Raw genomic sequence first — 26,696 nt, forward strand, 5'->3', positions numbered from 1 at the left:
GTCGCCGCGGACGGGATGGATTCACGTATGGGCATCGCCATTGCCAAGCTCGAAGCCTGGATGCGCGACTACTATCACAAAGTCGATCACGACATCGGCAGCAGTGGCGTACGCGATCTGTCGATGGCGGAGCTGCGCGGCGTCTGCGGCTTCGAGATGTCCGAGCTGGATTCGATGGTCCTGCACGACAGCGAGGCCTTCGGCGGCCCCGGGCTGCGCGCCGCGCTGGCCGACCGCTGGACCGGCGGCGACGTCGACCCGGTGATGGTCACCCATGGCTCCAGCGAGGCGATCTACATCGTCATGCACACGCTGCTCGAGCCGGGCGACGAGGTGATCGTGGTCGACCCGGCGTACCAACAGCTGTACGACATCGCCGGGTCGCGGGGCTGCCGGATCACCCGCTGGCCGCTCCGCGCCGACCAGGGGTTCTCCGTCGACATGGACGCGCTGCGCAAGCTCGCCGCGAACGGCCCTCGCATGATCGTCGTGAACTTCCCGCACAACCCCACCGGCGCCTCGATCACCCGTGCCGAGCAGGACGAACTGATCGCCATCGCGGCCGAGTCGGGCGCCTGGCTGGTGTGGGACAACGCGTTCGGCGAGATGACGTACGGCACGGACCCGCTGCCGCTCCCGCACGACCGTTACGACAAGGTCATCTCCTTCGGCACGCTCTCCAAGAGCTACGGCCTGGCGGGTATGCGGGTCGGCTGGTGCCTGGCCCCGCCGGAGCTGCTCGACGAGATGGCCGTACTGCGCGACTACATCGCCCTGTACGTCTCGCCCGTTCTGGAGTTCTTCGCCGAGAAGGCGGTCCGCAACGCCGACAGGATCGTGGCACTCCAGCACCGGCACGCGAGCGGCAACCTCCAGCTGGTGCGCGACTGGGCAGCGCGACTGCCCGATCTGGTCCGTCTCACCCCACCCGCCGGCGGTGTGACCACCTTCGTGGAGTTCCCCGGCCACCCGGACGTGGTCCGCTCCTGCCGGCGTCTCGCCGAGCGGCACCGGGTCCTGCTCGTCCCCGGTGAGTGCTTCGGCGACGACTACCGCTCGTACGCCCGGCTCGGCTTCGGCGGCACCACCGCCGAGCTGACGGCCGGTCTGTCGTACCTCGAACAAGTGCTGCGTGAGGACTCGGGAACGGTGACGGTTCGATGACTGACCTGCAACGCCGCATCGCGGCGCTCTCGCCGGAGAAGCGGGAACTCCTGGAGAACCGGCTCGCCGAGATGGCGGCCACGAGCGGGCCCGTACCGGACTCCCGGATCCAGCCGCGCGACCACGGCGTGCCCACCCCGCTGTCGTTCGCGCAGCAACGCGAGTGGACCACGGGGCGGATCCGGGGGGCCAACAACATCAGCGGTGCGCTGCGGCTCGTCGGTGACCTGGACCTGTCGCTGCTCAGCCGCGTCCTGACCGAGATCGTCGAGCGCCATGAGGCGCTGCGCTCCACGGTCGAGCTGCGGGACGGCACGCCCGTGCAGGTGGTGTGGCCGGTCACCCCGGTGCCCACTCCGCTGTCCGACCTGTCGGACCTGCCGGCCGAGGAGCAGCTGGCGGAGGTGCGCCTGCGGTGTGACGCCGAGATGGTGCGCCCCTTCGACCCGCGGGAGCCGCAGCGCCTGCGCATCTCCCTGCTGCGACTGGCCCCGGACACGCACGTCGCGCTGATCACCACCGACCACGCCGCGTCGGACGCGTGGTCGCTGGCGATCCTCGTGAGGGAGTTCGTCACCCTGTACGGCATCCACCAGAGCGGTGGCGAGAGCGGCCTGCCGCTGCCGGAGATCCAGTTCGGTGACTTCGCGGCCTGGCAGTCCCAGGAGTTCGGGGAGGAGCGCACCGCCGCCGAACTCGCCTACTGGCGTGAGGCGTTGGCCGGCGCCCCGACGCATCTGGCGCTGCCGGTCGACCGCCCCTATCCGGCCCGGCCGACGTACGCCGGCGCTCAGCACCACATCGATCTGCCGGCCGAACTGGGCGCCGCGCTGAAGGAGTTCAGTGAGCGCGAGAACGTGTCGCTGTTCATGGTGCTGCTCGCCGCGTGCTCCGTGCTGCTGTCCCGGTACGCCGGCCAGGACGACCTGGTCATCGGCTCGGCGATATCCGGGCGCAACCGGGTGGAGACCGAGCGGGTCATCGGCTGCTTCGCCAACCTGCTGCCGCTGCGCATGCGGCTGGCCGAGGAGAAGACCCTGCGGGAGCTGGTCCAGCAGGCGCGGGACACCACGGCCGCCGCCTACGACCACCAGGACCTGCCCTTCGAGCGGCTGCTGGAAGAGCTCGGCATCGGGCGTGAGGCGTCGCAGACCCCGCTCGTCCAGGTCATGATCAACGTACTGACCGCGCCGGGCAGCACTCTGGAGCTGCCGGGGCTGACCATCGCGCCGGAGCCGATGGACATCGGTCCGGTCTCCATCGACCTCACCCTGTTCGCGATGCCGCGCGGCGACACGGTGTCGTTGCAGTGGCAGTACAGCACCGAGCTGTTCGACGCCGACACGGTGATGCTGCTTGCCACCCAGTTCAGCCATGTCCTGCGGCAGATCGTCACCGCTCCCGACACCAGGGTCGGGGACGTCCGGCTGATCGTCGCCCCGGAGTCCGCGGTGCCCGCCGCGGCCGTCACCGCGCCCACCGGGTACGGTCCCGGCTTCGTCGAGCTGTTCCAGCGCCGGGCGGCCGAGGCCCCGCACACGAGCGCCGTCGTTCACGACGGGGTCGCCACCAGCTACGCCGACCTCAACCGGGACGCCAACCGGCTCGCCCACCGGCTGCGCGCCCAGGGCGTCGGCCGGGAGACCCCCGTCGGCATCCTGCTCGACCGGTCGCCCCGGCTGGCCGTGGCGATCCTCGCGGTGCTGAAGGCGGGCGGGGTCTATGTGCCCCTCGACCCGTCCTACCCGCCGGAGCGCCTCGCGTTCATGCTGACCGACGCGGCCGTGCGGGTGCTGGTCACCGAGGAGAAGCCGGCCGCCGCGCTCACCGCGGCCGGGACTCTGCCGCCGGACGGGACGGTGCTGCTCGACGAGCCCTTCGAGGGCCCCGACCACAATCTTCCCGAGCTGCCCGATCCGGCCTCGCTGGCGTACATGGTGTACACCTCGGGCTCGACCGGCCGCCCCAAGGGCGCCATGATCGAGCACCGCTCGCTGGTGACGTTCGCCCGTGATGTCGTGGAGCGGTTCGGCCTCGGCAGCGGCGACCGGTTCCTGCAGTTCGCCTCGCCCAGCTTCGACGTGCTGGTGGAGGAGCTGTTCCCGATCTGGCTGGCCGGTGGCGCGGTGGTCATCCCGGCGCAGCGGCTGCTCGGCGGCGGCGCCGATCTCGCGGAGCTGGCCGAGCGCGAGCGGCTGACCGTGCTGGAGCTGCCGACGGCGTACTGGCACGAATGGGCGCGCGAGCTGGAGCGCCAGGGCCGGGAGCTGCCGGAATCGCTGCGCCTGGTGATCATCGGCGGGGAACGGGTCCTCCCCGAGCGGCTGGGCATGTGGCAGCGGCTCGGTGTGCCGCTGATGCATGTGTACGGCCTGACGGAGACCACGGTCAGTTCGACGTTCTTCCGCCTCGACCCGGTCGACCAGGGCCGCGACTGGCCCAACCTGCCGATCGGGACCCCGCTGCCCTCGGCGGACCTGCGCATCCTCGACAGCCGGCTGCGGCCGGTTCCGGTGGGCGGTATCGGCGACCTGTACATCGGTGGCACCAGCCTGGCCCGCGGCTACCACGGCCGCCCCGGTCTGACCGCGCACCGCTTCGTCGCCGACCCCGACCCGGCACATCCCGGACAGCGGCTCTACCGTACGGGCGACCTGGTCCGCCAACGCCTTGACGGGAACCTGGAGTTCGTCTCCCGGGTCGACACCCAGATCAAGATCCGCGGGTTCCGGGTGGAGCCCGCGGAGATCGAGTCGACGCTGAGCAGGCACCCGGAACTCGCGGAGTCCGTGGTGGTCGTGCACGAGCCCGAGCCCGGCGACAAGCGACTCGTGGCGTACGTCGTGCCGCGTACGGCTCCGGCGCCCGCCACGGACGAGCTGCGGAAGTTCCTCGAACACGAACTTCCGCCGTACATGGTGCCGGCCGCGTTCATCGAGCTCGACGCGCTGCCGCTCACCCCGAACGGCAAGATCGACCACTCGGCGCTGCCGGCGCCCACCGGCGACCGGCCCTCCGGGACACAGGAGTTCGTCGCGCCGCGGACGGCGGTGGAGCAGCAGCTCGCCGACATCGTGGCCGGTGTCATCGGCGTCGAGCGGGTCGGCAGCCACGACAACTTCTTCGAGCTGGGCGGTGACTCGATCCTGGCCATCCAGGTCGTGGCGCAGGCCCAGGACGTGGGCATCCGGATCTCCCCGCTCGACCTGTTCGAGCACCCCACGGTCGCGCTCCTCGCCGAGGTGACGACCGCCGCGCCGGTCGTCGACGCCGAGCAGGGCACGGTCAGCGGGCCCGCCCCGTTGGCGCCGGTCCAGCGCTGGCTGTGCGGCGAGGACTTCGCCGAACCCCACCACTGGAACGTCTCCGCCCTCCTGGAACTGCGCGAGAAGTACGACCCGGAGGTGCTGCGCGAGGCGGTCGGCCGGCTGCTGGTCCACCACGACGGTCTCCGCCAGCGGTTTCAGCTGAACGGCGTCCAGACGCGAGTCCGGATCGCCCTGCCGGACACCAGGACCCCCTTCGAGGCGCACGACCTGTCCGGCCTGGGGGCGGACGAGGCGGAGCGCCGGATCGCGGAGCTCACCGGCGAGGCCGCGACGGGACTCAAGCCCGCCGTCGGGCCGCTGGTCCGGTTCGTGCTGTTCCGGCTCGGCGCCGACCGGCCCGACCGGCTGGCCGTGATCGCGCACCGTCTGGTCGCGGACGCCACCTCGCTCCGCATCCTCGTCGAGGACCTGCGGACCGTCTGCACCCAGCTTGCCGAGGGCAGCCCGGTGACCCTGCCGGCCAAGACGACCTCCTGGCAGTCGTGGGCCCGCCGCCTCGCCTCGTACGCGGGTACGCAGCCGGTGCAGTCGCAGCGGCGGTACTGGACGGACCTGGTCCGGGAACCGGCCGGCAGCCTGCCCGCCGACACGGACGCCGACACCACGGACACCCCGGACGCCGACGCGGTCGCCGACGCGAGGGCGGTCACCGTGTCGCTCGGCGCCGAGGCGACCGACGAACTGCTGCGAGCCGCCCCCGCCGCGCTCAACTGCCGTATCGACGACATCCTGTTGACGGCGCTGGGCCGCACGCTCAGCGACTGGAGCGGCGATTCCCGGCACGTCGTGGACGTCAGGCGGCACACCCGCGACCACGTCTTCGACGACATTGACCTGACGCGGACCGTCGGCCGGCTCGACACGGTCCATCCGGTGGCCCTCGTCACCGAGCCGGGCAGCGCTCCCGAGACCACCCTGAAGTCGGTCAAGGAGGCGCTGCGGGCCGTCCCGTCCGGCGGGATCGGCTGGCAGCTGCTGCGCCAGGGCAACGACCCGGTGCCGCCGTCCCCGGCCGGGCTGGTCTTCGACTACACCGGGCAGCTCGACGAGCCGACACCCGGCACGGACGGCTTCACCGTCACGGGTGAGCCGGCCGGTACGGCGACCGGCCCGCTCGGACGGCGCCCGTACGCGATCGAGGTGCACGCCTCGGTCACCGGCGGCAGGCTCACCTTCACCTGGGAGTACAGCGAGCGGCACGCGCGGGACACCGTGAACCGGCTGGCCGGGCACCTCCTGGACGAGCTGCGCGCCCTGACGGCCCGCGACGGCGCCGGCGCCGGCCCCGTGCACACGCCGTCGGACTTCCCGCTCGCGCGGGTGGACCAGTCGCAGCTCGACGGGCTGCTGAACCGGATCAAGACGGACCGGGACGCACAGTGACCGACCACGGCGTCGAGGACGTATACGAACTGTCGCCGCTCCAGCAGGGGATGCTGCTGCACACCCTGTACGGCGGCGACGCGGACACGTACGTCGCCCAGCGCAGCTTCGAGATCGAGGGCCGGCTGGACGCCGACGCCCTGGAGCAGGCCTGGCAGCAGGTCGTCTCCGCGCATCCCGCGCTGCGGACCTCGTTCCACTGGGAGGGCATGGACAAGCCCCTCCAAGTGGTCCACCGCGACCTGCCCGGCGCGCTGCGGCGGCACGACTGGTCCGACGCGGACGACCAGGAGCAGCGGGCCCGCTTCGACCGGCTGCTCGCCGCGGACCGGGCGACGGGCTTCGACCCGGAACGCCCGCCGCTGCAACGGCTGCATCTGATCCGGCTGGGCGAGGACCGGCACGGGTTCGTCTGGACGCATCACATGCTGCTGCTGGACGGCTGGTCGGTGCCGATCGTCATGAAGGACGTCGTACGGCGCTACCGCGCCCTTCTGGAGAAGTCCGCGCCGCCGCCGGCCGCCGCCCCCTACCGCGACTACGTCGCCTGGCTGCAACGCCAGGACATGGACGCGGCGCGGGACTGGTGGACGAAGTCCCTGGCGGACGCCGCGGACAGTGGTCTTCTGGGGCCGCTGCTGCGGCTGGACCCGCAGCACGGGCCCGGGGAGGTCGACGAGCGCCGCAGGGACCTGCCGTCCGCCCTGGCCGAGCGGCTGCGGGCGGTGGCCGCGAGCCACCGGGTCACGTTCAGCACCGTGCTCCAGGCGGCCTGGGCGCTGGTGCTGCGGCGCTTCAGCGGGGACGCCGAGGTCACCTACGGGTGCACCAGCTCCGGCCGCCCCGCCGAACTGCGCGGTGTGGACGAGATGGTCGGCTCGTTCATCAACACGCTGCCGATCCGGGTGACCGTGCCCGAAGGCGGCGATCTCGCGCGATGGCTGCGGGAGATCCAGGCCGGACACTCCACGGCCCGCCGGTACGAGTACGCTCCGCTCGCGCAGATCAGGTCGTGGGCGCAGGTGCCGGGGAGCCGGCCGCTCTTCCAGAGCGTCGTCGTCCTCGACAACTACCCGCTGGCGATCGGCGGCGGCGAGCTGGCCGAGCGGTTCGCGATCCGTTCGGTGAACGACTTCGAGAAGACCAGCGAGCCCCTCACGCTGATCGTCACGCCCGAGCCCGTCTCGATCGTGCGGCTGGTCTTCCACCGCGACCGGTTCGAGCCGGGCGCGGTCGATGACATGACGGAGTACTTCTTCGCCGCCCTGGAGGCACTCACCGAGGCCGGCACCGTCGACGAGGTGATCACGCAGGCCGCCCGGCGCACCGACGGTGACAGTGCCCCGGCCGGCGAGGTGGCGTACGCGGACGCCGGGGAGACCCTGACGGGGCTGATCGAGCGGCAGGCGGAACAGACCCCCGACGCGATCGCGGTCCTCGCGGAGGAGGGCCCGCTCACCTACGCCGAACTCCTCGACCGGGCCGGCCGGCTGGCCGCCGCGCTGACCGCCGCCGGAGCCGGTCCCGGCCAGGTCGTCGGCGTCTGCGCCGAACGCTCCCTGGACATGATCACCGGAGTCCTCGGCGCGATGCTCACGGGCGCCGCGTACCTGCCGCTGGAACCCTCGCTGCCGGCCGGGCGCCTGGAGTTCATGGTCGGTGAAGCGGGCGCCGACCTGGTGTTCGCCGCGCGGGACGTCGCGGATGTCGCCGCACGGACCGGTGCCCGGCACGTCCTGACGTACCAGGACGCCATGGCGGCTCCCGCCGGGGCGAGGACCGTGCGGCCCACTGGTGCCGATGCCGCGTACGTGCTCTTCACCTCCGGATCGACCGGCCGCCCCAAGGGCGTCGTGGTCACCCACCGGGCGATCGTCAACCGGCTGCTGTGGATGCAGGAGACCTTTCCGCTCGCCGCCGGCGACCGGGTGATGCAGAAGACCCCGCTGGGCTTCGACGTGTCGGTGTGGGAGCTCTTCTGGCCGCTGATGACCGGTGCGACGACGGTGCTGACGCGGCCGGGCGGCCATCAGGACAGCGCGTACCTGGCCCGTGCCCTCGCCGAACACGAGGTCACCGTCGCCCACTTCGTCCCCTCGATGCTCCAGCTCTTCCTGGAGGAGCCCGACGCCGCGACGCTGCCCGCGCTGCGCCGCGTGATGTGCAGCGGCGAGGCGCTCCCGTACCCGCTGGCCGAGCGCTTCCGGGCCGTACTGCCGCAGGTGGAGCTGCACAACCTGTACGGGCCGACCGAGGCCGCCGTCGACGTCACCTGGTGGGACTGCGCGCGCCCCGGACCGCCGGGCGTGATCCCCATCGGGCACGCGGTCGCCAACACACAGGCGCATGTCCTCGACGACCGGCTGATGCCCGTGCCCGTCGGTGTCCCCGGTGAACTGTTCCTGGGCGGCGTGCAGTTGGCGCGCGGGTACGTCAACCGTCCCGCGCTGACCGCCGAGCGATTCGTCGCGCACCCGCTGGCCGGACCCGGCGGACGGCTGTACCGGACGGGCGACAAGGTGCGGCGGCTGCGCGACGGTTCGCTGGAGTTCCTCGGGCGGCTCGACCAACAGGTGAAGATCCACGGCTACCGGATCGAACTCGGCGAGACGGAACAGGTGCTCCTCGGCCATCCGGCGGTACGGGAAGCGGTGGTGGTGGTCCGGGAGGGACCGCGACTGGCCGCCTACGTCACCGGCGGACCGGACCTCGCCCCGGGCGCCCTGCACGACTTCCTGCGCGGCGCACTGCCCCGCTACATGGTGCCCGCCACGATCACCGTGCTGCCCGCCCTGCCGCTGACCCACAACGGCAAGCTGGACCGGCGCGCCCTGCCCGACCCGACGCCGGTCACGACGTCCGGCGCGCAGAGCGCCTCCCCCGCCACCCCGCGCGAGGAGGCCATCGCCGAGGTGTACCGCAGCATCCTGGAGCTGCCGGACGTGGACGTCACGGTGAGCTTCTTCGACCTGGGGGGCGACTCCTTCGCCGCCGTCCGGGCGGTACGCCGGATCGAGGGCGCCACCGTGGGGCTGCTCGCCGTCCACCCGAGCGTCCGTGAGCTCGCCGCCGCGCTCGACCCGGCACAGGCTCCCGGCGGGCTCCTGCTGCGGCTGACGCCGCGCCGCGAGGCCGCGCACACCCTGGTGTGCGTGCCCTTCGGCGGCGGCAGCGCGATCAGTTACCGGCCGCTGGCGGGCGCGATCGACCCCGGCCTCGCTCTGCTCGCCGTGTCGTTGCCGGGCCATGAGCTGGGCGGCGATCCGGAGCTGCGGCCCCTGGAGGAGACGGCGCAGGACATCGCCGACGAGGTGCTCAAGACCGTCGACGGGCCCGTGTCGGTGTACGGGCACTGCGTCGGGGTCGCCCTGGCCGTCGAGGTGGTGCGGCGGCTGGAGACGGCGGGCCGGACGGTCGAGCGGCTGATCCTCGGTGCCTCGTACCCCTTCTACGACAGCCGCCTGCCACGCCGCCGGCGTGAAGGTCCGGCCGCCGATCAGGCCGAGATGCGCTACCTCCAGTCGCTGGGCGGCTTCGGCGGTGTGGTGGAGGACGACGAACTCGCCTTCGTGATGCGGGCGTTCCGGCACGACGCGTCAGCCGCGCGGCGCTACTTCACCGAGCGCTGGCCGCGCCGCGGTGACACCGAGCCGCTCGCGGCGCCGATCACCGTCGTCATCGGCACGGACGATCCGGAGACGCCGCGTCACGAGCGCAGGCACCGGGCGTGGGAACGGTTCGGCTCGTCCGTCGGGCTGGCGACCGTACCCGGTGGCGGGCACTACTTCGTCCAGCAGCAGCCGGAGGTCCTGGCCGGGATCATCGAGGCGGTGTCCGTGTCCAGGGAGGGGGCTGACTGATCGTCGCCGGTGACGTGGCCGAGGCGCCGCTGAAGGAAGCGGCGCCCGGGCCGCCCCGCGGGCGCCCCCTTGCTTCAGCAGACCTTGTGGACCCAGGAGAACGGGTCGGGGCGCCGCCCGTACTGGATGCCGAGCAGGTGCTCCCGCAGCCGCAGGGTGACCGGTCCGGGCCGGCCGTCCCCGATGAGCCACTCCCGGTCGCCGGCGCCCTTGACCTTCCCGACCGGGGCGATCACCGCCGCCGTGCCGCAGGCGAACGCCTCGGTCAGCTCGCCCGACGCGCACAGTCGCTGCCACCGGTCGGTCGACATGGGGGCTTCATCGCCGTCGATGTCCAGCAGGGGTGCCAGCCGCAGGAGCGAGTCGCGGGTGACGCCGGGGAGCAGGGTGTCGGTCAGCGGGGGTGTGACGATCCTCGGGCGTCCGCCGTCCTTGGGGGCGAGGACGAAGAACAGGTTCATCCCGCCCATCTCCTCCACCCAGCGGTGTTCCGCCGCGTCCAGCCACACCACCTGGTCGCAGCCCTCCGCGACGGCCTGCCGCTGGGCCGCGAAGGCCGCCGCGTAGTTGCCGCCCGCCTTCGCGGCACCGGTGCCGCCCGGGGCGGCCCGGGTGTAGTCCTCGGACAGCCAGACGGTCAGCGGTCGCGGGGTGGCACCCGCGCCGAAGTAGGCGGTCGCGGGCGAGGCGAAGACGCAGAAGAGATAGCTGCGCGAGGGCAGCGTGAAGCCGAGCTCGGGCTGGGTGGCGATCATCATGGGCCGCAGGTAGAGGCTGGTGCCCTCCTGCTCCGGAACCCACGCGCTGTCCTGGGTGACGAGGAGTTCCAGCGCCTGGAGGAACGTCTCCCGCGGGATGCCGGGCATCGCCAGCCGCTCCGCCGACCGGTTGAACCGGGCCGCGTTGGTCCCGGGCCGGAACAGCGCGATCGCGCCGTTCTCCTGCCGGTAGGCCTTCATGCCCTCGAAGCATTCCTGACCGTAGTGGAACACCGAGCTGGACGGATCGAGGGACAGCGGCCCGTACGGTACGAGGCGCCCGTCGTGCCAGCCGCGCCCTTCGTCCCAGCGCATCGTGACCATGTGGTCGGTGAAGACCTGCCCGAAGCCGGGTGCGGCGAGGATCTCCTGCCGCTCGGCGTCCGGGAGCGGGTGACCGGCGGGGTGCAGGTCCCAGGTCATGCGGGAAGATCCCGGGGCGTGTCGCGCATCGTCACCGAGCAGGGGAGGACCGCGAAGCCGCGCTGGTGGGGGGAGTGCACCCGGCGGGCGTAGGTCATGTCGATCTCGTAGTCGGAGATCCGGGCGCCGATCTCCTCGAGGGCGATCTTGATCTCCAGCTTGGCGAGCGCCGCGCCCAGGCAGTAGTGCGGGCCGTGGCCGAAGCTGATGAGCTGGCTGGTGTCGCGGTCCAGGTCGTAGCGGTCGGGGTCGGTGAAGACCCGTCGGTCGCGGTTGCCGGAGGCCGGCAGCAGGGCGACCCGGGCGCCGGCCGGGAGCAGCACGTCGTGCAGGACGGTGTCCTCGGTGACCGTCCGGGCGACCATCTGGCTGGACGAGTCGTAGCGCAGGGTCTCCGAGGTCCAGTCACCGGGCCGGGAATCGAGACCGGCACGCTTGACGTCGGGGTGCAGCCAGCCGTGGTACCAGGCGTTGCCGATGAGCTTGCCCGTCGACTCGTTGCCCGCGGTGATCAGCAGGAACAGGAACGCCACGATCTCGGAGTCGTTGAGCGGCTCGCCCTTCACCCGCACGTCGAGCAGATGCGAGGTGAGGTCGTCGCCCGGGTGCCGGCGCAGTTCGGTGACGTGCGCGACGAAGTACGAGGCCAGGCGCAGGGCGGCGGCGACGGTCGCGGGAGAGCGGTCCTCCTCGCCGTCGGCGCGCATGTTGAGCTGGTCGGTGTCGGCGCGGATCAGGTCCCAGTCGGCGGCGGGGATGCCGACCATGTCGCACACGATGTCGTTGGGCAGGGCAGCGGCGTAGTCACCGGCGAAGTCGAACTCGCCCTGTTCCAGCAGGGGCAGCAGCCGGTCCCGGGCCATTGTGCGGATCCGGGGCTCCAGGTCGGTGACGTGGCGGGCGGTGAATCCGCTCGACACCAGGGTGCGCAACTGGCCGTGTTCCGGCGGGTCCATGGCGAGGAAGAAGCTGGTCTTGTAGGCCTCGGGGCCCCACAGCTCGGTCTCCAGGGAGATGCCGTTGCGGTTGGAGAACAGCTTCGGGCTGCGCAGCGCGGAGAGCACGTCGGCGTGCCGGGACAGGGCCCAGAAGTCGCGTTCCTCGTTGCGGTAGACCGGCGCGTGCTCCCGCATCCAGGCGTAGACCGGGTAGGGGTTCTCGTGCAGTTCGTAGGAGAACGGGTCGTAGACACGCGGGGTGTCCGCGTCCGTGTCGTGGTTCTCCTGGACCGGGCTGTCGGTGCGCATCTATACAACTCCAGTGCCGGAACGAGAAGGCCCGCTGATCACGGGCCGTTCAGTTACGCCCTGGCTCAGGAACGTACGACGCCGACCATGCCCTGTCGTGTCACTCGAACCGGGGGCTACCTGTGACGGCCGACTCCAACTGCGCTGGTCGTGCCCGGTTTTCAGCGGTGGCGTGCCGTCAGGGGTCTGGCACAATGCCGAACCGCGTGGCGCGTCCCTGCCCTCTCCCTCTCAGGAGCACCATGACTTCCCTGGCCCTTCCCGCTACGGACGACCTGCTCTCCCGCGCCCGTGCGAGCCTGACACGCATCGGTGTGGTGGTCCCGGAAGGCGACGATCTACAGGCCCGGACGCCCATCACGGGCGAGGACCTCTTCGGCCTGAAGGGCACGACCGACGCGGACGCCGAGGCGGCGGTGGCCGCCGCCCACGAGGCGTTCCTCGCCTGGCGCAGCACCCCGGCGCCCCGACGTGGCGAACTCGTCCGGCGGTTCGGCGAGTTGGTGCGTGAGCACCGGAGCGACCTGGCCGATCTGATCACCCTGGAGGCGGGAAAGATCCGCGCCGAGGCGCTCGGTGAGGTCCAGGAGATGATCGACATCGCGGACTACGCGGTCGGTCTCTCCCGCCAGCTGTACGGCCGGGTCATCGCCTCCGAGCGGGCCGGTCACCGGATGGCCGAGACCTGGCACCCGCTGGGGGTCGTCGGCATCATCTCCGCCTTCAACTTCCCCGCCGCCGTCTGGTCCTGGAACACCACGGTCGCGCTGGTCTGCGGCGACACCGTCGTGTGGAAGCCGTCCGAGCTGACCACCCTCATCGCCCTGGCCTGCGACCGGCTGCTCACGCAGGCCGCCGAGGAGGTCGGCGCGCCCGTGAACATCCACCGGGTGCTGATCGGCGGCCGTGAGCTCGGCGAGAAGCTGGTGGACGACCCGCGCGTCGCCCTGGTCAGCGCCACCGGCTCGACCCGGATGGGCCGTGCGGTCGGCCCCCGGGTGGCCGCCCGCTTCGGGCGCGTGCTGCTGGAGCTGGGCGGGAACAACGCGGCGATCGTCACCCCGTCCGCCGACCTCGATCTGACGCTCCCGGCCGTCGTGTTCGCCGCCGCCGGAACCGCCGGTCAGCGGTGCACCGCCCTGCGCCGTCTGATCGTGCACCGCGACATCGTGGACGAGCTGCTGCCCCGGCTGACAGCCGCGTACGAGCGGCTCCCCATCGGCGACCCGTTCGCCGACACCACGCTCGTCGGCCCGCTCATCTCCACCGCGCCCCTCGACGCCATGCGGGACGCGCTGGCCCGGGTCACCGAGGACGGCGGGAAGGTCCTCGTCGGCGGCGGCCGAGTGGAGACGGACGCCGCGGGAGCCGCGTACGTCCAGCCGGCCGTCGTACGGATCGACGCGCAGAGCCCCGTCGTACGTGAGGAGACCTTCGCGCCGATTCTGTACGTGCTGACCTACGACACGCTGGAGGAGGCCATCGCGCTGCAGAACGACGTGCCGCAGGGCCTGTCGTCCAGCATCTTCACCCGTGACCAGCGGGAGGCCGAGGTCTTCATGTCGGCCGTGGGCTCCGACTGCGGCATGGTCAACGTCAATGTCGGTACGTCGGGTGCCGAGATCGGCGGCGCTTTCGGGGGCGAGAAGGAGACCGGCGGGGGCCGCGCCTGCGGTTCCGACGCCTGGCACGCCTACATGCGCCGGACGACCAACGTCGTCAACTACTCGGCCGAGGTGGCGCTCGCCCAGAACATCAGCTTCCTCTGACCGCACCCGAGCTCAAGGATCTCGTATGTCTTTCTCGAACGTGAGCACCGTCGAAGCGGATCAGGTGCACGCCCGCCTGGCCGAACACCTGCTGGTCGACGGGTACTCCTTCGTGCTCGACCTGGAGCGCAGCAAGGGGAGTTGGCTGGTCGACCAGGTCACCGGGCGTTCCTACCTGGACCTCTTCACGTTCTACGCGTCCAGCCCGCTGGGGTTCAATCCGCCCGATGTGACCGAGGACCCGGAGTTCTGCCGTCTGCTGGCGGCGGTGGGCGCCGGTAAGCCGTCGAACGCCGACGCCTACACCACGCACCTGGTGGAGTTCGTCGAGACCTTCGCCCGGGTGCTCGGCGACCCCGAGCTGCCGCACCTGTTCTTCGTCGAGGGCGGGGCACTGGCCGTGGAGAACGCGCTGAAGTGCGCGTTCGACTGGAAGAGTCGCCGTAACGAGGCGGCGGGGCGCCCTGCGACACTCGGCATGAAGGTGCTGCACCTGACGGCCGCCTTCCACGGCCGCAGCGGCTACACCCTGTCGCTGACCAACACCGAACCCGTGAAGACCGAGCGCTTCCCGGTCTTCGACTGGCCGCGCATCGAGGCACCCGCTGTCCGGTTCCCGCTGGCCGACCACATCGAGCAGGTCGAGGAGGCCGAGCGGCAGGCCCTCGCGCAGGCCGAGGCGGCCTTCCGGGCCAACCCGCACGACATCGCCTGCTTCATCGCCGAGCCCGTCCAGAGCGAGGGCGGCGACAACCACCTCCGTGCCGAGTTCCTTCAGGCGATGCAGCGGCTGTGCCACGAGTACGACGCGCTGTTCGTGCTGGACGAGGTGCAGACCGGGGTGGGCCTGACCGGCACGCCGTGGGCGTACCAGCAGCTCGGGATCGAGCCGGACGTGGTGGCGTTCGCGAAGAAGGCCCAGGTCGGCGGGATCATGGCCGGCCGCCGGGTGGACCTGGTGCCGGACAACGTCTTCCGCACGAGCAACCGGATCAGCTCGACGTGGAGCGGCGGCCTGGTCGACATGGTCCGCTCCCGTCGGCTGCTCGAGGTCATCGAGCGCGACGGGCTGATAGCCCGGGCGAACGTACTGGGCGGTCAATTGCTGGACGGTTTCGTGTCACTGGCCGGTCGCTTTCCCCAGTACGTGTCCAATGCGCGCGGCCGCGGCCTGATGTGCGCGATCGATCTGCCGACCTCGGAGATACGTGACGAATTTGTCGAGCTGCTCCGCGAAGAAGGGGTGCTGGTGCTCCCGGGCGGCGATTTCGCGGTCCGAGTGCGTCCCGCGCTGTCGGTCACTCCGGAGGAATTGACGCTCGCTCTCGACGCATTCGCGCGCACTCTCAGCCGTATGTTCGAGAGCAAGTAGCCGACGGTCGATTCGATGAGCGCCGGTAAAGTGTCGGCCAAGGCATGTTCAATTCGGGGAGAGGTATGACCAGTACGACCGACGCAGACGGTGTGACCCGCATGGGACCGGAGGACGGTCTGCCCGTGCTCCTGCTCCACCCGTGGTGGGGGATCACGCCGGCCGTCCATGAGTGGGCGGACGCCTTGGCGGGCGCGGGCCGCCGGGTGGTGCTCCCGGACCTCTACGGCGGCAGGACCGCGGCGACCGTGGAGGAGGCGGAGGCGCTGCACGAGGCCATGGACGAGGAGGCGGTGCTGGCGCTGATCGGGCGGCTCGCCGACGAGCTCGCCGCGGAGGGGCGCCCATGGGCGGCCATGGGCTTCTCCATGGGCGCCTTCTACGCCTCTGGCCTGGCCGGACGCGCGGACTCGGGCCCGGACGAGCTGATCCTCTTCTACGGTGGCCAAGCGCCGGAGGGCCCGGTGAAGCGCACCCGCCGGGTGGACCTGCACATCGTGCCGGACGACGAGTACTTCACCGACGAGGAGCTGGCGGAGACCGACGAGGGCTTCCGCAAGGCGGGCGTCGAGCTGCGGACCTTCGAGTACGGCGAGTGCGGGCACTGGTTCGCCGAGCGGGAGTCCCCCGGATTCGACGAGTCCGCATACGCCCTTGCCCGGGCCCGGGTGATCGGGCAACTGGGCGGCTGACGTCCCGTCGGCAGGGGGTTCGGATCGGAAAATCTCAGGACATTTGGGCCGCTCGACTGTCCCCTGAAACAGGTACGAGGAGCCTCAAATATCGCTGCTAGCATGTGAGTTCGAAAATCGGTCACAGGGGCGCGGCGATTCCGGGAAACAGACCACCGTGGTTTTGTCGAACCTTGACGGGCGCGTGATTTCGACGGGTACAGCGACAAAATCGCAGCCGTCGGTCGAACGGCATCGCGTCACTTGGTGCTCAGGGTGACCGGAGATACAGATCCACAGCAGGGGGCTTTGTGATCCGGGTCGAAGTGCTTGCGAATTCACCGATATATCTTGTCGGGCTCGTCCAGGTTCTGAGAGATGCCGGAATTTCCGCGTCAACGGCGAGAAACTCGGCCGACACGGGCCCGATCGGACACGCGGACGCCCTCCTCGTCGAGGCGGAGGCCATCTCCCCGGAGGGCGTGCGCCGCATCACCGAACTCGCCACGCACGCACCCGTCCTGGTGGTGAACCACGAGACGGCGGCCGGGACCGACGCCTACCTCGTGGCGGGCGCCTCGGGCGTGATCGGCAGGCGGGAGCCGGCCGACTGCATCGTCCGGGCGGTCCGGTCCGTCGCCGCCGGCGCCGAGGTGGCGCCGTGCGGCTGCACGGCCACCTCGGCCCCGGAGCCGGCGGCGGCACCCGGCTACAACCTCTCCGACCGGGAGAGTCAGGTCCTGCGGCAGATCTCCCGGGGGCTGACACACGGCCAGATCGCCACCCGTCTGGGTATCAGCCCTCACACCGTGGACACTTACGTCAAGCGCATCCGTACCAAGCTCGGCGTGGGCAACAAGGCCGAGCTGACCCGGGTCGCCCTGCTCGGCCGGCCGACAGCGGAGCAGGCACCCGGCAGGCACCCGGAGACGTCGTGCGGCGACGCGTACTTCCCCGAACTGGTCACGCAAGCGGCCGTCTGACCCAGCAAGGAGCACCACGATGCCGTCGCCCCAGCCCGCCCTGACGATCGGTGCGGCGGATGCCCGCCGGCTGGCGCTCTCGCGACAGCACCTGGCCGGCCCACGTCCGCCGGTGACGGCGGACGGCGTGCGTACGGTCCTGCGGTCGCTGCGCTATCTCCAGCTGGACCCGGTGAACGTCGTGGCCCCCAGCCACGAGATCGTGCTCTGGAGCCGTCTCGGGGCGCAGGCCGGTGCGCGGTTCGAGGAGCTCTGGTGGCAGGACCGCTGGCTCTTCGAGTACTGGGCGCACGCGGCGGCCATCGTGCTTACCGAGGACTACCCGCTGCACCGGGTGACGATGGACGCCTATCCGCCGCCGAACCGGTCGTTCACCGCGGTCTGGATGGAGGCCAACGACCAGCTGCTGAAGCATGTGCTGCACCGGCTGGGCGAGGGCACTCCGCTGCCCACCGACGCCTTCGAGGACTGCGCGGCGATGGACTGGCCGTCCTCGGGCTGGAGCGCGGGCCGCAACGTCGAGCGGATGCTCACGTTCCTGTGGTTCCAGGGCAAGGTCATGGTCGCCGGCCGTGCCGGGGGCCAGCGACTGTGGGGACTGCCCGACGCCTGTCTCCCCCCGGACGCCGACCGGCTGCCCATGTCACCGGACGAGATGGTCTCCCGGGCCACCGAACACACCCTGCGCGCGCTCGGGGTCGCCCGCCCGCTGGACATCAAGCAGTACTTCCTGCGCGGGAAGTACGCAGGCCTGCCCCAGGTGTTGCGGACACTCACCGAACAGGGCCGTGTCGTCCCGGTACGGGTCGACGGCGGCGCCGCGAACGAGACCTGGTACGTGCACGCCGACGCGCTCGACGAGCTGGAGGCGATCCGCGCGGGCGACTGGCACGGGCGTACCGCCCTGCTCTCACCGTTCGACAACCTGATCAGCGACCGGCGGCTGACCGAGCGGCTGTGGGACTTCGAGTTCCGCAACGAGATGTACGTGCCCAAGGCCAAGCGGAGTTACGGCTACTACCTGCTGCCGATCCTGCACGAGGACCGGCTGGTCGGCCGGATCTCGCCCCGCTTCGAGCGCAAGCGCGGGGTGCTGGTCGTCGAGGGCGTCTGGCTGGAGTCCGACGTCCGGCCGACGGCGGCACTCGGGCGGGCGGTCGTGGGCCAGCTGGAGGATCTCGCCGCTTTCGGGGGAGCCACCGGCATCGAGTACGGCGAGACGCTCCCGCAACCGTGGCGTCCGCTGGTGCGCGGGGCCTGAGCGCCGCTGTCCCATGAAGCGGGGATGGTGCTCCCGTGCGACAGTCGGGAAGCTCTGCCCGACCAGCCTTCGAAGGAGAGAACCGGCGTGCGACTGACCCCGAGAACCCTGCGGCAGACCGACTCACCGATCGGTGTGACCTACGCGTTGCTCGACGAACGCGAGGGGACCCGGGAACTGCTCGACCTCGCCCAGGCGGCCCCGCAGTACCCGGCGGCGCCTTCGGTCGTCGAGCACGTCGTCTCCGTCGCCCGGGACGCCCACGGCGCGGACTACGTCGACCTGGCGGGCCTGCCGCGGCTGCGGACCGCCTTCGCCGACGAGCTGTCCCGGGACTACCGGGGACAGGTGAGCGAGGAGAACGTCGTCGTCACCGCCGGGTGCAATCAGGCGTTCTGCCTGGTGACCTCCGCCCTCGCGGAGCCGGGAGACGAGGTCATCCTGCCGTTGCCGTACTACTTCAACCACGACATGTGGCTGCGGCTCGACGGCATCGAGCCGGTCTACCTGGAGCCGGGCCCGGACCTGGTGCCGACCGCCGCGGCGGCCGAGGCGTTGATCACCCCGCGGACCCGGGCCATCGTGCTGGTCACGCCCGGCAACCCCAGCGGGGTGACGATCCCGCCGGAGGAGATCGCGGAGTTCGCGCGGGTCGCCGAGCGGCACGGGATCGCGCTGGTCCTCGACGAGACGTACCGCTCGTTCCGGGGCACCGACGAGCCCGCGCATCCGCTCTTCGCCGACCCGAACTGGCCGGAGAACGTCGTCAGCCTGCACAGCTTCTCCAAGGACCTCGCCATCCCCGGCTACCGGGTCGGCGCGATCGTCGCCTCGCCCGCGCTGAACCGGGAGATCATGAAGCTGCTCGACTGCGTGACGATCTGCCCCCCGCGCATCGGCCAGGAAGCCGCGTGGGCCGGACTCACCGGGGCCGGGGAGTGGCGCCGGGCGCGGGCGGCCGAGGTGGCGGAGAAGCGGACCCGGTTCGCGGCCGCGATGGCGGACCGGCCCGGGGGCTTCGAACTGCTCTCCGTGGGCGGGTTCTTCGGCTGGGTGCGCCACCCGTTCACCGGCCGCTCCACCGAGGACGTGGTCCGCGAACTCGTCGTCAAGCACGACGCGTTGGTGATTCCCGGTACGGCGTTCCACCCGGAGGACCGCCGCACCCTGCGCGTCAGCATCAGCAACGTCGACCACGCGGCGCTCGCCGACTTCGCCGGGCGCCTCGCGGCGGCCGGCCTCTGAGCTCAGTAGATGACGCGGTCGTCGGCCGCGGGACGCCAGGCCCGGGAACCCCGCAGGTTGCGGGTGATGTTCAGCCGCTTGAGCCAGCGGTCCGAACCGTCGTACCGGGCCTGGAACGACTTACGGCCGTGCACCGCGCGGAAGTTGTCGATGAAGACGACGTCGCCGGGCCGCAGGACGACGTCCTTCATCTGCTTCTCGATCTCGTCGCAGAGCTGCTTGAACGCCTGCCGCGCGCGATCCGTCCAGCCCTCGGGGTCCATGTGGTACGGGTCCAGGGCCATGTACGGGTCGCGCTGGTCGCCGTAGAGCAGCGGGCGCTTCTCGGGGTTCTCGTTCCAGGCCTGGATGAGGTTGAAGCTCCGCTCGCGCAGCTTGTCGATACGCGGGTCGCCGGTGGACCCGGCGGCGTTGTCCGGCTGGTGGGAGTTGTCGGGCATGACGGTGAACTCCGGCTCGAACAGCGTCTGCACGTCGATGGCCGACCAGTCCATGTCCGGCACGGTCGACACCACCGTCTCCACGGCGTCCGGGTTCTTCAGGCACATCAGCGCCACGTAGTCGCCCCGGCAGGGGTGGAAGGCGTCCTCGGTGTGCCAGGAGAGGTGCTGGAGGCTGTTGGAGCCGATCTCGTAGTTCTCGTGCCCCTTGATCGGCAGGACGTCGTGCATGATGCGCCCGTCCTGCTGCGTCGCCCAGCCGAAGACATCGCCGAGTGCGCTCGCGCAGAGCAGGAAGAAGATCTCCTGGGCGAAGGCGGGGGAGTCGTACTGGCTGTCGCGCCAGTGCGCCGGGGTCGGGCCGAGCCGCTCCTCGTCCACGTCGAGCCCGGAGACCAGGCACAGCGCCGACGGCTCCGCGAAGCGGAATTCCTCGAGGAACGACAGGAGATGGGCCGGAAGCTCCTTGGCGAGCACCGGAGCCCGCCGGATCAGCTCAGGGTTCTCGATCGTGTCGTACGACCGGGCGAGCTCGGCGAGCATCGGGGTGAGCGCCGCGTTGTCCTCCGGTGTGAGCGCCAAGTGGTGCATCGTGATCTTCCTCCCCGCTCCGGCCGGGGGTGTTGTGCACCACCGGTTCGCCTTCGCCCGGACGGGAGTCTAGGGGCGGACGGTAATTCTCCGGGGTCCCCGTTAGAGGGGACAGGCGTGGGGTCGTCATCGCTACCTATATTTTCGGCGACGCGGCAGATACGACGGAGCCGAATTGCACTTTGCCGAAGCCCGAATCGGCTCAGCTGTATGGCGACAATTAGGCATCCGGGGACTTACGGAGGACTGAGGATGACCGAAGTTGTCAACCTGACGACGATGGAAGTTGACGCACTGACGGATGTCGAAGGTGGCCTCAACCTCACCGACGGACACGCTCGTCTTGTCCTTACGTCGCAGCAGGCGGACATCGTCGCACGCATTCCGGAAATGTTCGTCGAGGCTACGCGCCGGCCTTTTCCGGAGATCGAGCTCGCGGCACACAAGGCGTTCCTGAGTGCGATAGGCCAGCACAGCGCACCGGTCGGTTCCGGCCGGATTCTCAGCTGTTACTCCTCCACACTCGCCACGGACATCGTGGCCCGGGCGCTGCCGGCGGGCGCGACCGTCGCGGTGCTGCACCCGACGTTCGACAACATCGCCGACCTGTTCGTCACCCGCGGCCTGAAGCTCGTGCCGATGTCCGAGGAGGCGCTCCTCGCTCAGGAGTGGCCGGGCGAGCCGGTGAGCGCGATCGTCGTGACGCTCCCGAACAACCCGACCGGTCTGATCACCCCGAAGGGCCACCTCGAGTCGCTCGCGGCGCACGCCGCGCGGCACGGCCAGACCGTCATCATCGACGCCAGCTTCCGGGGTCAGGTCCGCGACGCCCAGTACGACACCTACGCGGTGCTCGACGCCGCCGGCGCCGACTGGATCACCATCGAGGACACCGGCAAGCTCTGGCCGACCCACGAGCTCAAGATCGGTCTGCTCGCCTACAGCGAGCGCACCACGCTGCCCATCGAGCGCGCCTTCTCCGAGTCGCTGCTCGCGGCCTCGCCCGTGGTCCTCCAGCTGATCACCGAGCTGGCGGGCGACTGGGTGAACGGCGGGTACGAGCGGGCCGGGGCGCTCGTGGAACGCAACCGCGCGGTCGTCAAGGAGACGATCGGACAGGTCGGCCTGAAGCTCGCCGACCCGGACTCGCAGATCAGCGTGGCGCGCATCGAACTCCCCGTGGACGGACCCGACTCGGAGCTGCTCTACAAGGAGATGCTGGCGCGAGGCGTCCACGTTCTGCCCTGCTCGCCGTTCCACTGGGCCGACCCGGAGAGCGGTCTGCGGTTCATCCGGGTCTCGCTGGCGCGGTCCTTCGAGACCGTCGAGAAGGCGGCGCAGACCATGGCGCAGGCGTACCGGGAGCTGACCCCCGGGCGCTGAGACAGCTGACAAGAAGGCCGGCCACGGAACTCCGTGGCCGGCCTTCTTGTTGTCCGCGTCAGGCCCTCGGCTCGTCCGCGTCAGGCCCTCGGCGGGAAGACCCTCAGAGCCGGAAGGTCCGTACGACGAAGGTCTGCCCGGCCACCGACGGCCAGCCCGCCCAGCTCTGCTCCGCCGCCAGGGTGGGCGCGCCGACGCCGGAGGGCAGACCGGTGGCGGTGGACACCACGCGGATCGGCAGGGGGCCCTTGCCCCGGGCGCGGATCACCAGCTCGATGCCGTCGGCGGGCGGGGCGGCGTAACTGAAGCTCCAGCGCCAGTCGCCCTCGGCGTGCGGCACGTTCCGGCCGCCGGTGAGCCTGGCGCCCCCGACGGTGGCGTCGAGGATCTGGTGCGAGCCGGTGTCGGCGTAGACGGCGAGGCTGTGGGCGTCCGCGGGGGCCTGGATACGGACCCGGACCGTCCGTACGCCGTTGTCCTCGGTGGCGGAGATGTCCTCGGCGCGCGGGGCGTCGAGGGCGGCGGCCTTCGCCTTGCCGTTGTGGAGGGCGACGCCGCCCAGCGGGGGGATCCGGTCGTCGTAGCGGGTCGGCTCCCCGGTCAGCAGGCTGCCGACGGCGGGCTGGTCGGTGCCGCCCAGGCTGACCCAGGAGGCCTTGCCGGTGTCGGCCTCCAGGGTGTAGCCGAGGCTGACCGGCCGGGGCTCGTCGGCGGTGTAGCCGTCGACGGCCGCACCGACACCGAGCGTCGCCACGCCCGCGACCGAGACGGCGAGCATCCCGGCGGTCACCGCCCGGCGGGGCGGCAGCGGCTCCAGGACGCTCAGCACTACGGCCCCGAGCAGCGCCGCGAGGACCAGCGGGGCCACGGTCAGCGACAGCCCCAGGGTGGGCAGCAGCAGGAGCACGATCGGCAGGAGCAGCGCCACAGCCGGTACGGCGGCCCCCGCGCCGGCCACCGCCCGCCACGGAGAGCCGGTGGGCGTCCAGCGCACGGTCACGGCGACCGCGGCCAGACCGATCAGCGCGGGCCAGGTGAAGAGGTAGGCGCCGCCGGGCAGGAGCACCGCGCAGACGAGCGCGAGCAGGGCGAACCAGCCGAGCACCCCGACGGCGATGTCCAGGGGCGACACCGTGCGGCGGGCCCACCGGTACCAGGCCACGAGCAGGACCAGGAGCAGCAGCGCCTCGCCCAGCGCGTACCGACCGAGGTGGTAGACGCTGCCCGCGGCCAGGGCGAAGTCCGGCCGGAACAGGGTCAGGGCCCACCACCCGGCAAGGCCGATGACGGCCCCGCCGAGCAGGGTGAGCGGGAAGGTGGCGGCGGCCCGGCCGGCGCCGCCCAGGGACAGCCCACGGCGCCGCCCCAGCCACAGCAGCAGCGAAACCCCCAGCAGGGCGAGGCAGGCGAGCGGCAGGTCGAGCTGGGCCGGGTACGACACGACGGTGCCGAAGAGCGAGAAGTAGGTGGCATCGGAGCCGCCTGCCCCCAGGTCCGCCCCGGCGAGCCGACGGGCGGCGGCGAGCGCGGCGTCACCCATGTCCTGCACGCTCCCGCGGCTGACATGGGCGAGGTCGTCGTGCGCGGAGTGGTAGTGCGCGGAGCCGCCCATGAAGGCGAAGTTGAGGCCCCGCATACCGGCCTTGTCGAAGACCGTCAGGTCGGTGTCGTTCGGCAGCAGCGCGTAGATCGCGTCGGCGAACGACGTCGTCACCGCGCCGGAGGCACGCACGGCAGGGGTGAGACCGGTGCCCGCCGTCTGGAACATCACGGCGGGACCGGACACACCCCGGGCCTCCAGGTTCACCACGACCGTCTGCCGGGGGTCCGCCGTCCTGTCCGCGTCCACGAAGGCCTGCGCGCCGAGCAGTCCGGGCTCCTCGCCGTCCGTGAAGAGCAGGTCGATGTCGTTGCGCGGCTGCGGCCCGGCCTTCAGGGCGCGGGCCACTTCGAGGATCGCGGCGACGTTGGCGCCGTCGTCGGAGGCGCCCGGGCCGATCGGCACGGAGTCGTAGTGGGCCACCAGCAGGACGCGTCCGGTGGAGTTCCGCCCGGGGATCCTGGCGTGGATGTCGGAGACCGTCCCGGCGATGCCGGGGCCGTCCTCGGGGTCACGGGCGGCGACCCGGGTCATGACCTCGGGCTCCGCCCCCAGTTTCTTCAGCTCACCGACGAGATATTCCCGTACCTCCGTCTGCGCGGCGGACCCCGTCGGGTGCGGTGCCTTCGCGATCCCGTCGAGCAGGGCGACCGCCCGGGCGGCCGAGAACTCGGTCGCCGGCGCGGACGCGGAGCGTGGCCCGGGGGTCCGCAACGGCAGCGTGGCCGCGATGCCGGTCAGGATCAGCAGCAGAAGTGCGGACAGGGCCGGTATCCGTCTGCGTATCGTGGTCATGGCCTGCATGGGGGTACCTCGTCGCGGGAGTGGGATGGGTCAAGGTGCTGCCGGGGTGCGCCGGGCCGCCGCGTCGACGGCGATGATCCGCAGCTCGGCGGTGTACCGCTCACCGGCGTGGTCGCGCAGCCAGAGCCGCTCGATGTCCGGCAGCATCTCGGAGAGCGTGAAATCTCCAGCCCCCGTCTCGGCGGTCCTGCGGACCGACTTGGCCAGCAGGTTCACCAGGGGCAGCGAGCGGAAGTCCACGGCCATCGGCTTGCGTTCGACCGGCACCCGGTAGAAGCCCCGCTCGGGCAGACCGTGTTCCGCTCGCCAGCGGCGCGCCGCCGCGTACCGGCGCTGTTCGTCCTTGACGAACGCCCAGGCGGTGCCGCCGGCCGGGAAGGTCCAGGCCTCGCGGCCGACGACCAGCCGGTCGATGGTGACCCGGGGCCGGTGCGGGGCGCCGCCGAACGGGCTGAACGCGTTGGCGGCCAGCAGCGACAGCGGTTCGCCGATCGCGTCCAGGAAGTCGTACTCCCGCCCGTCGGCCCGATGGCGCACCACGAGCCCGTCCTCGCCCTGTCGCTCCACCATCAGGTCCATGACCGACAGCACGGTCGCGCCCAGCGGCGGCCGTATCGAGTCGGCCCCGATGGACAGGTACGTGTACTGCGGCAGCATCATTTCGGCCGCCCGGGCCATACGGGAAGTGGTCAGGGCGCCGTCCATGCGCGGGATGACGGCGATGCGGCGGTCGGGGCGGTTGGTCCTCGCGGCGTCCCGCAACCGGTCCGGGTCCATGTGCTGCGACACGAACAGCTGGCTCTCCAGCGTGTTGATGGTGCAGTGCATCTCGCCCAGCACGAAGTCCACGTCGCCCCGCGCCACGGCTTCGGGACCGTCCGCCGCGAGCATGATGTCGGGGGAGTACCACCTGGCCCCGCTCCACAGCGGCGACCCGGTGGCGAACTCCCGGGCCACCCCGGCGGCGATGGAGCCGGCGGTGACATGGTGGTGACGGGTGCCGGCGAAGGCGTCCAGTGGCAGGTCGAGCACCCGGCGCCAGCGCTCCCGGAACTCGGTCACCACCTCGTCGACGACACCGGACTCGGGGTTGTCCGTGGAGAGCCGGGCGACCTCCGGCATGATGGCCGTCAGCATCCGCAGGAGCGGCATCGCACGGCCACCGGTCCGCTCCAGCTCCCGGTCGAGCAACTGGCGGGCCCGCGCCCGGTAGCGCTCGGCGATGGTGTTGGCCAGCCAGAGCGCGCTGTCGAGCAGCAGCCCCAGCGGGGCGGCGAGCGAGTCGGTCAGCCTGCGGCCGACCTGGACGTCGAGGTCGCGGACTGTGTCCTCGTAGACCAGGGTGCGTCCCGCGTAGGTCCCGCCCGCGCGCCGGGTGGCGGAGGACCGCGTGATGCGTTCGAACTCCGCCGCCAGGTTCCTCGTCGCCGCCAGCAGCCGGTCCGGGTCGCCGGCCGAGGCCGCCACCTCGTCGCGGGCGGCGATCAGTTGGCGCAGCGGCTCCAGCGCCCGTTCGCGGGTCCCGGGATCGCCGATGGCCTCGATGCGTTCGGCGAGTTCCCGCTCCGGCCGGGCGACCAGCGGCCCCGCGAGATCGATGCGCACCACTTCGAGTTCGCGCAGCCGCAGCAGCGCGGCCGTGGTCTCCAGGTCCGGTGGATGGCCCGCGATGTCCCCCACGGTGTGCCGGCCGTCGCACTGCCCCAGTACCCGTACCTCGTGGGCCGTCAGGACCACCGGCTTGCGGAACGGCAGCCGGACCGTGAACCCGGTGAGCGACGCCGAGGGGACGACGCGCGGCTTCAGCCACGGCCACACCTCGCGGCGAGCGGAGACCACCCCGGCGACGGCCTCGACGGCCCAGCCCTCGAAGTAGGTGGTGCGGCGGCGCAGCAGCTCGGTCCCGGCCGTCATCGACAGACCGGTGTCCTCGGCGTCGATCCGGGCCCAGCCGACCGGCCCGAAGAAGCCCACGGTGTCGTTCTTCAGGCAGTACCGCTGGAGGTAGTTGACGATGGTGAGCTCGTGGTAGCGGCCACGGACGTTACGGGGCTCCCCGGCGGCCGCCTTGTCCAGGCAGTTGTGGACGAGGTCGGGGTTCTGCCAGGTCACCGCCTCGCGGAAGCGGGGGTCGGCCGCGGTGCGGCGGACGGTCCCGCTCAGCCGGTCGGCGGCGGCGGCGAACACCTTCGCGTAGTGCTCCCGGGAGGAGGGCACCTTCTCGTCCAGGAGGTCGGCGGCCTCGGCGAGTTCGTCGTCGCAGATCTCGCGGAACCGCGCGGCGGGGAAACCGGCGCTGCGCAGCGCGGCGTCGCGCCACAGCTCCCAACCGGTCGTGCCCAGAGGCGTACGGTGAGTGTTTCCGGTTCCGTACGGGCCGGTGTGGTCTTCCCTGAGCATCCCCGTTGTCCTT

The 26,696-nt window shown here is 71.4% G+C and carries 15 protein-coding genes; 10 read left to right on the forward strand and 5 right to left on the reverse strand.

What is annotated here, in order from left to right:
- Window positions 1-27 precede the first annotated feature (27 nt).
- The 3 genes from vioD to ACFY16_RS13025 are packed head-to-tail and all read left to right on the forward strand — an operon-like array spanning window position 28 to window position 9,736.
- Window positions 28-1,164: a capreomycidine synthase gene (gene vioD, locus ACFY16_RS13015; RefSeq protein ID WP_390647137.1), complete on the forward strand. Its 1,137-nt coding sequence runs from the start codon at window positions 28-30 to the stop codon at window positions 1,162-1,164.
- Window positions 1,161-5,876 carry an amino acid adenylation domain-containing protein gene (locus ACFY16_RS13020; protein WP_390647138.1) on the forward strand — a complete coding sequence of 1,572 codons (4,716 nt, stop codon included), beginning with the start codon at window positions 1,161-1,163 and terminating at the stop codon, window positions 5,874-5,876. The genes vioD and ACFY16_RS13020 overlap by 4 nt, the downstream gene beginning before the upstream one ends.
- Entirely contained in the window at window positions 5,873-9,736 is a 3,864-nt protein-coding gene (locus ACFY16_RS13025) for an amino acid adenylation domain-containing protein (protein WP_390647139.1), read from the forward strand. The genes ACFY16_RS13020 and ACFY16_RS13025 overlap by 4 nt, the downstream gene beginning before the upstream one ends.
- 74 nt (window positions 9,737-9,810) lie before the next feature.
- On the opposite strand, the gene ACFY16_RS13030 is transcribed toward ACFY16_RS13025, so the two are convergent.
- Together ACFY16_RS13030 and ACFY16_RS13035 are read right to left on the reverse strand one after the other, a co-directional pair.
- The gene (locus ACFY16_RS13030) at window positions 9,811-10,917 is read right to left on the reverse strand and encodes a branched-chain amino acid aminotransferase (protein WP_390647140.1); all 1,107 of its coding nucleotides are present in this window, start codon (window positions 10,915-10,917) and stop codon (window positions 9,811-9,813) included.
- Window positions 10,914-12,164 (reverse strand): cytochrome P450, encoded by a 1,251-nt coding sequence (locus tag ACFY16_RS13035; RefSeq protein ID WP_390647141.1) that lies wholly within the window; start codon window positions 12,162-12,164, stop codon window positions 10,914-10,916. The genes ACFY16_RS13030 and ACFY16_RS13035 overlap by 4 nt, the downstream gene beginning before the upstream one ends.
- Before the next feature lie 242 nt (window positions 12,165-12,406).
- On the opposite strand from ACFY16_RS13035, the gene ACFY16_RS13040 reads away from it, so the two are divergent.
- From ACFY16_RS13040 to ACFY16_RS13065, 6 genes are all read left to right on the forward strand, one after another.
- Window positions 12,407-13,933 carry an aldehyde dehydrogenase family protein gene (locus tag ACFY16_RS13040; RefSeq protein ID WP_390647142.1) on the forward strand — a complete coding sequence of 509 codons (1,527 nt, stop codon included), beginning with the start codon at window positions 12,407-12,409 and terminating at the stop codon, window positions 13,931-13,933.
- 25 nt (window positions 13,934-13,958) lie between these two features.
- On the forward strand, window positions 13,959-15,305 hold the full coding sequence (gene lat / locus ACFY16_RS13045; RefSeq protein WP_390647143.1) for an L-lysine 6-transaminase: 1,347 nt from the start codon (window positions 13,959-13,961) through the stop codon (window positions 15,303-15,305).
- A gap of 65 nt (window positions 15,306-15,370) precedes the next feature.
- Window positions 15,371-15,997, forward strand: a complete 627-nt coding sequence (locus ACFY16_RS13050; RefSeq protein WP_390647144.1) for a dienelactone hydrolase family protein — start codon at window positions 15,371-15,373, stop codon at window positions 15,995-15,997.
- Window positions 15,998-16,458: 461 nt separating this feature from the next.
- Window positions 16,459-16,959 carry a DNA-binding response regulator gene (locus ACFY16_RS13055; protein WP_390647145.1) on the forward strand — a complete coding sequence of 167 codons (501 nt, stop codon included), beginning with the start codon at window positions 16,459-16,461 and terminating at the stop codon, window positions 16,957-16,959.
- Between the two features lie 19 nt (window positions 16,960-16,978).
- On the forward strand, window positions 16,979-18,220 hold the full coding sequence (locus tag ACFY16_RS13060; protein ID WP_390647146.1) for a winged helix-turn-helix domain-containing protein: 1,242 nt from the start codon (window positions 16,979-16,981) through the stop codon (window positions 18,218-18,220).
- An 87-nt stretch (window positions 18,221-18,307) separates the two neighbouring features.
- Entirely contained in the window at window positions 18,308-19,465 is a 1,158-nt protein-coding gene (locus ACFY16_RS13065; RefSeq protein ID WP_390647147.1) for an aminotransferase, read from the forward strand.
- 2 nt (window positions 19,466-19,467) lie between these two features.
- Here ACFY16_RS13065 and vioC read toward each other — a convergent pair whose 3' ends face one another.
- On the reverse strand, window positions 19,468-20,496 hold the full coding sequence (gene vioC, locus ACFY16_RS13070; protein ID WP_390647148.1) for an arginine beta-hydroxylase, Fe(II)/alpha-ketoglutarate-dependent: 1,029 nt from the start codon (window positions 20,494-20,496) through the stop codon (window positions 19,468-19,470).
- 252 nt (window positions 20,497-20,748) lie between these two features.
- Here vioC and ACFY16_RS13075 point away from each other — a divergent pair, with 252 nt between their 5' ends.
- Window positions 20,749-21,879 carry an aminotransferase class I/II-fold pyridoxal phosphate-dependent enzyme gene (locus tag ACFY16_RS13075; RefSeq protein ID WP_390647149.1) on the forward strand — a complete coding sequence of 377 codons (1,131 nt, stop codon included), beginning with the start codon at window positions 20,749-20,751 and terminating at the stop codon, window positions 21,877-21,879.
- 103 nt (window positions 21,880-21,982) lie between these two features.
- On the opposite strand, the gene ACFY16_RS13080 is transcribed toward ACFY16_RS13075, so the two are convergent.
- Both ACFY16_RS13080 and ACFY16_RS13085 read right to left on the reverse strand, forming a co-directional pair.
- On the reverse strand, window positions 21,983-24,274 hold the full coding sequence (locus ACFY16_RS13080; RefSeq protein ID WP_390647150.1) for a M20/M25/M40 family metallo-hydrolase: 2,292 nt from the start codon (window positions 24,272-24,274) through the stop codon (window positions 21,983-21,985).
- A 39-nt stretch (window positions 24,275-24,313) separates the two neighbouring features.
- Window positions 24,314-26,683: a lantibiotic dehydratase gene (locus tag ACFY16_RS13085; RefSeq protein WP_390647151.1), complete on the reverse strand. Its 2,370-nt coding sequence runs from the start codon at window positions 26,681-26,683 to the stop codon at window positions 24,314-24,316.
- Between the last annotated feature and the right edge of the window lie 13 nt (window positions 26,684-26,696).

Source organism: Streptomyces sp. NPDC001315 (assembly GCF_042896175.1).
Lineage (GTDB): Bacteria > Actinomycetota > Actinomycetes > Streptomycetales > Streptomycetaceae > Streptomyces.

Coding starts and splice junctions, on each gene's coding strand:
- ACFY16_RS13020 (WP_390647138.1), top strand. CDS start 1,161: ATGACTGACCTGCAACGCCGCATCGCGGCGCTCTCGCCGGAGAAGCGG.
- ACFY16_RS13080 (WP_390647150.1), bottom strand. CDS start 24,274: ATGACCACGATACGCAGACGGATACCGGCCCTGTCCGCACTTCTGCTG.
- ACFY16_RS13030 (WP_390647140.1), bottom strand. CDS start 10,917: ATGACCTGGGACCTGCACCCCGCCGGTCACCCGCTCCCGGACGCCGAG.
- lat (WP_390647143.1), top strand. CDS start 13,959: ATGTCTTTCTCGAACGTGAGCACCGTCGAAGCGGATCAGGTGCACGCC.
- ACFY16_RS13085 (WP_390647151.1), bottom strand. CDS start 26,683: ATGCTCAGGGAAGACCACACCGGCCCGTACGGAACCGGAAACACTCAC.
- ACFY16_RS13060 (WP_390647146.1), top strand. CDS start 16,979: ATGCCGTCGCCCCAGCCCGCCCTGACGATCGGTGCGGCGGATGCCCGC.
- ACFY16_RS13075 (WP_390647149.1), top strand. CDS start 20,749: ATGACCGAAGTTGTCAACCTGACGACGATGGAAGTTGACGCACTGACG.
- vioC (WP_390647148.1), bottom strand. CDS start 20,496: ATGCACCACTTGGCGCTCACACCGGAGGACAACGCGGCGCTCACCCCG.
- ACFY16_RS13035 (WP_390647141.1), bottom strand. CDS start 12,164: ATGCGCACCGACAGCCCGGTCCAGGAGAACCACGACACGGACGCGGAC.
- vioD (WP_390647137.1), top strand. CDS start 28: ATGGGCATCGCCATTGCCAAGCTCGAAGCCTGGATGCGCGACTACTAT.
- ACFY16_RS13050 (WP_390647144.1), top strand. CDS start 15,371: ATGACCAGTACGACCGACGCAGACGGTGTGACCCGCATGGGACCGGAG.
- ACFY16_RS13040 (WP_390647142.1), top strand. CDS start 12,407: ATGACTTCCCTGGCCCTTCCCGCTACGGACGACCTGCTCTCCCGCGCC.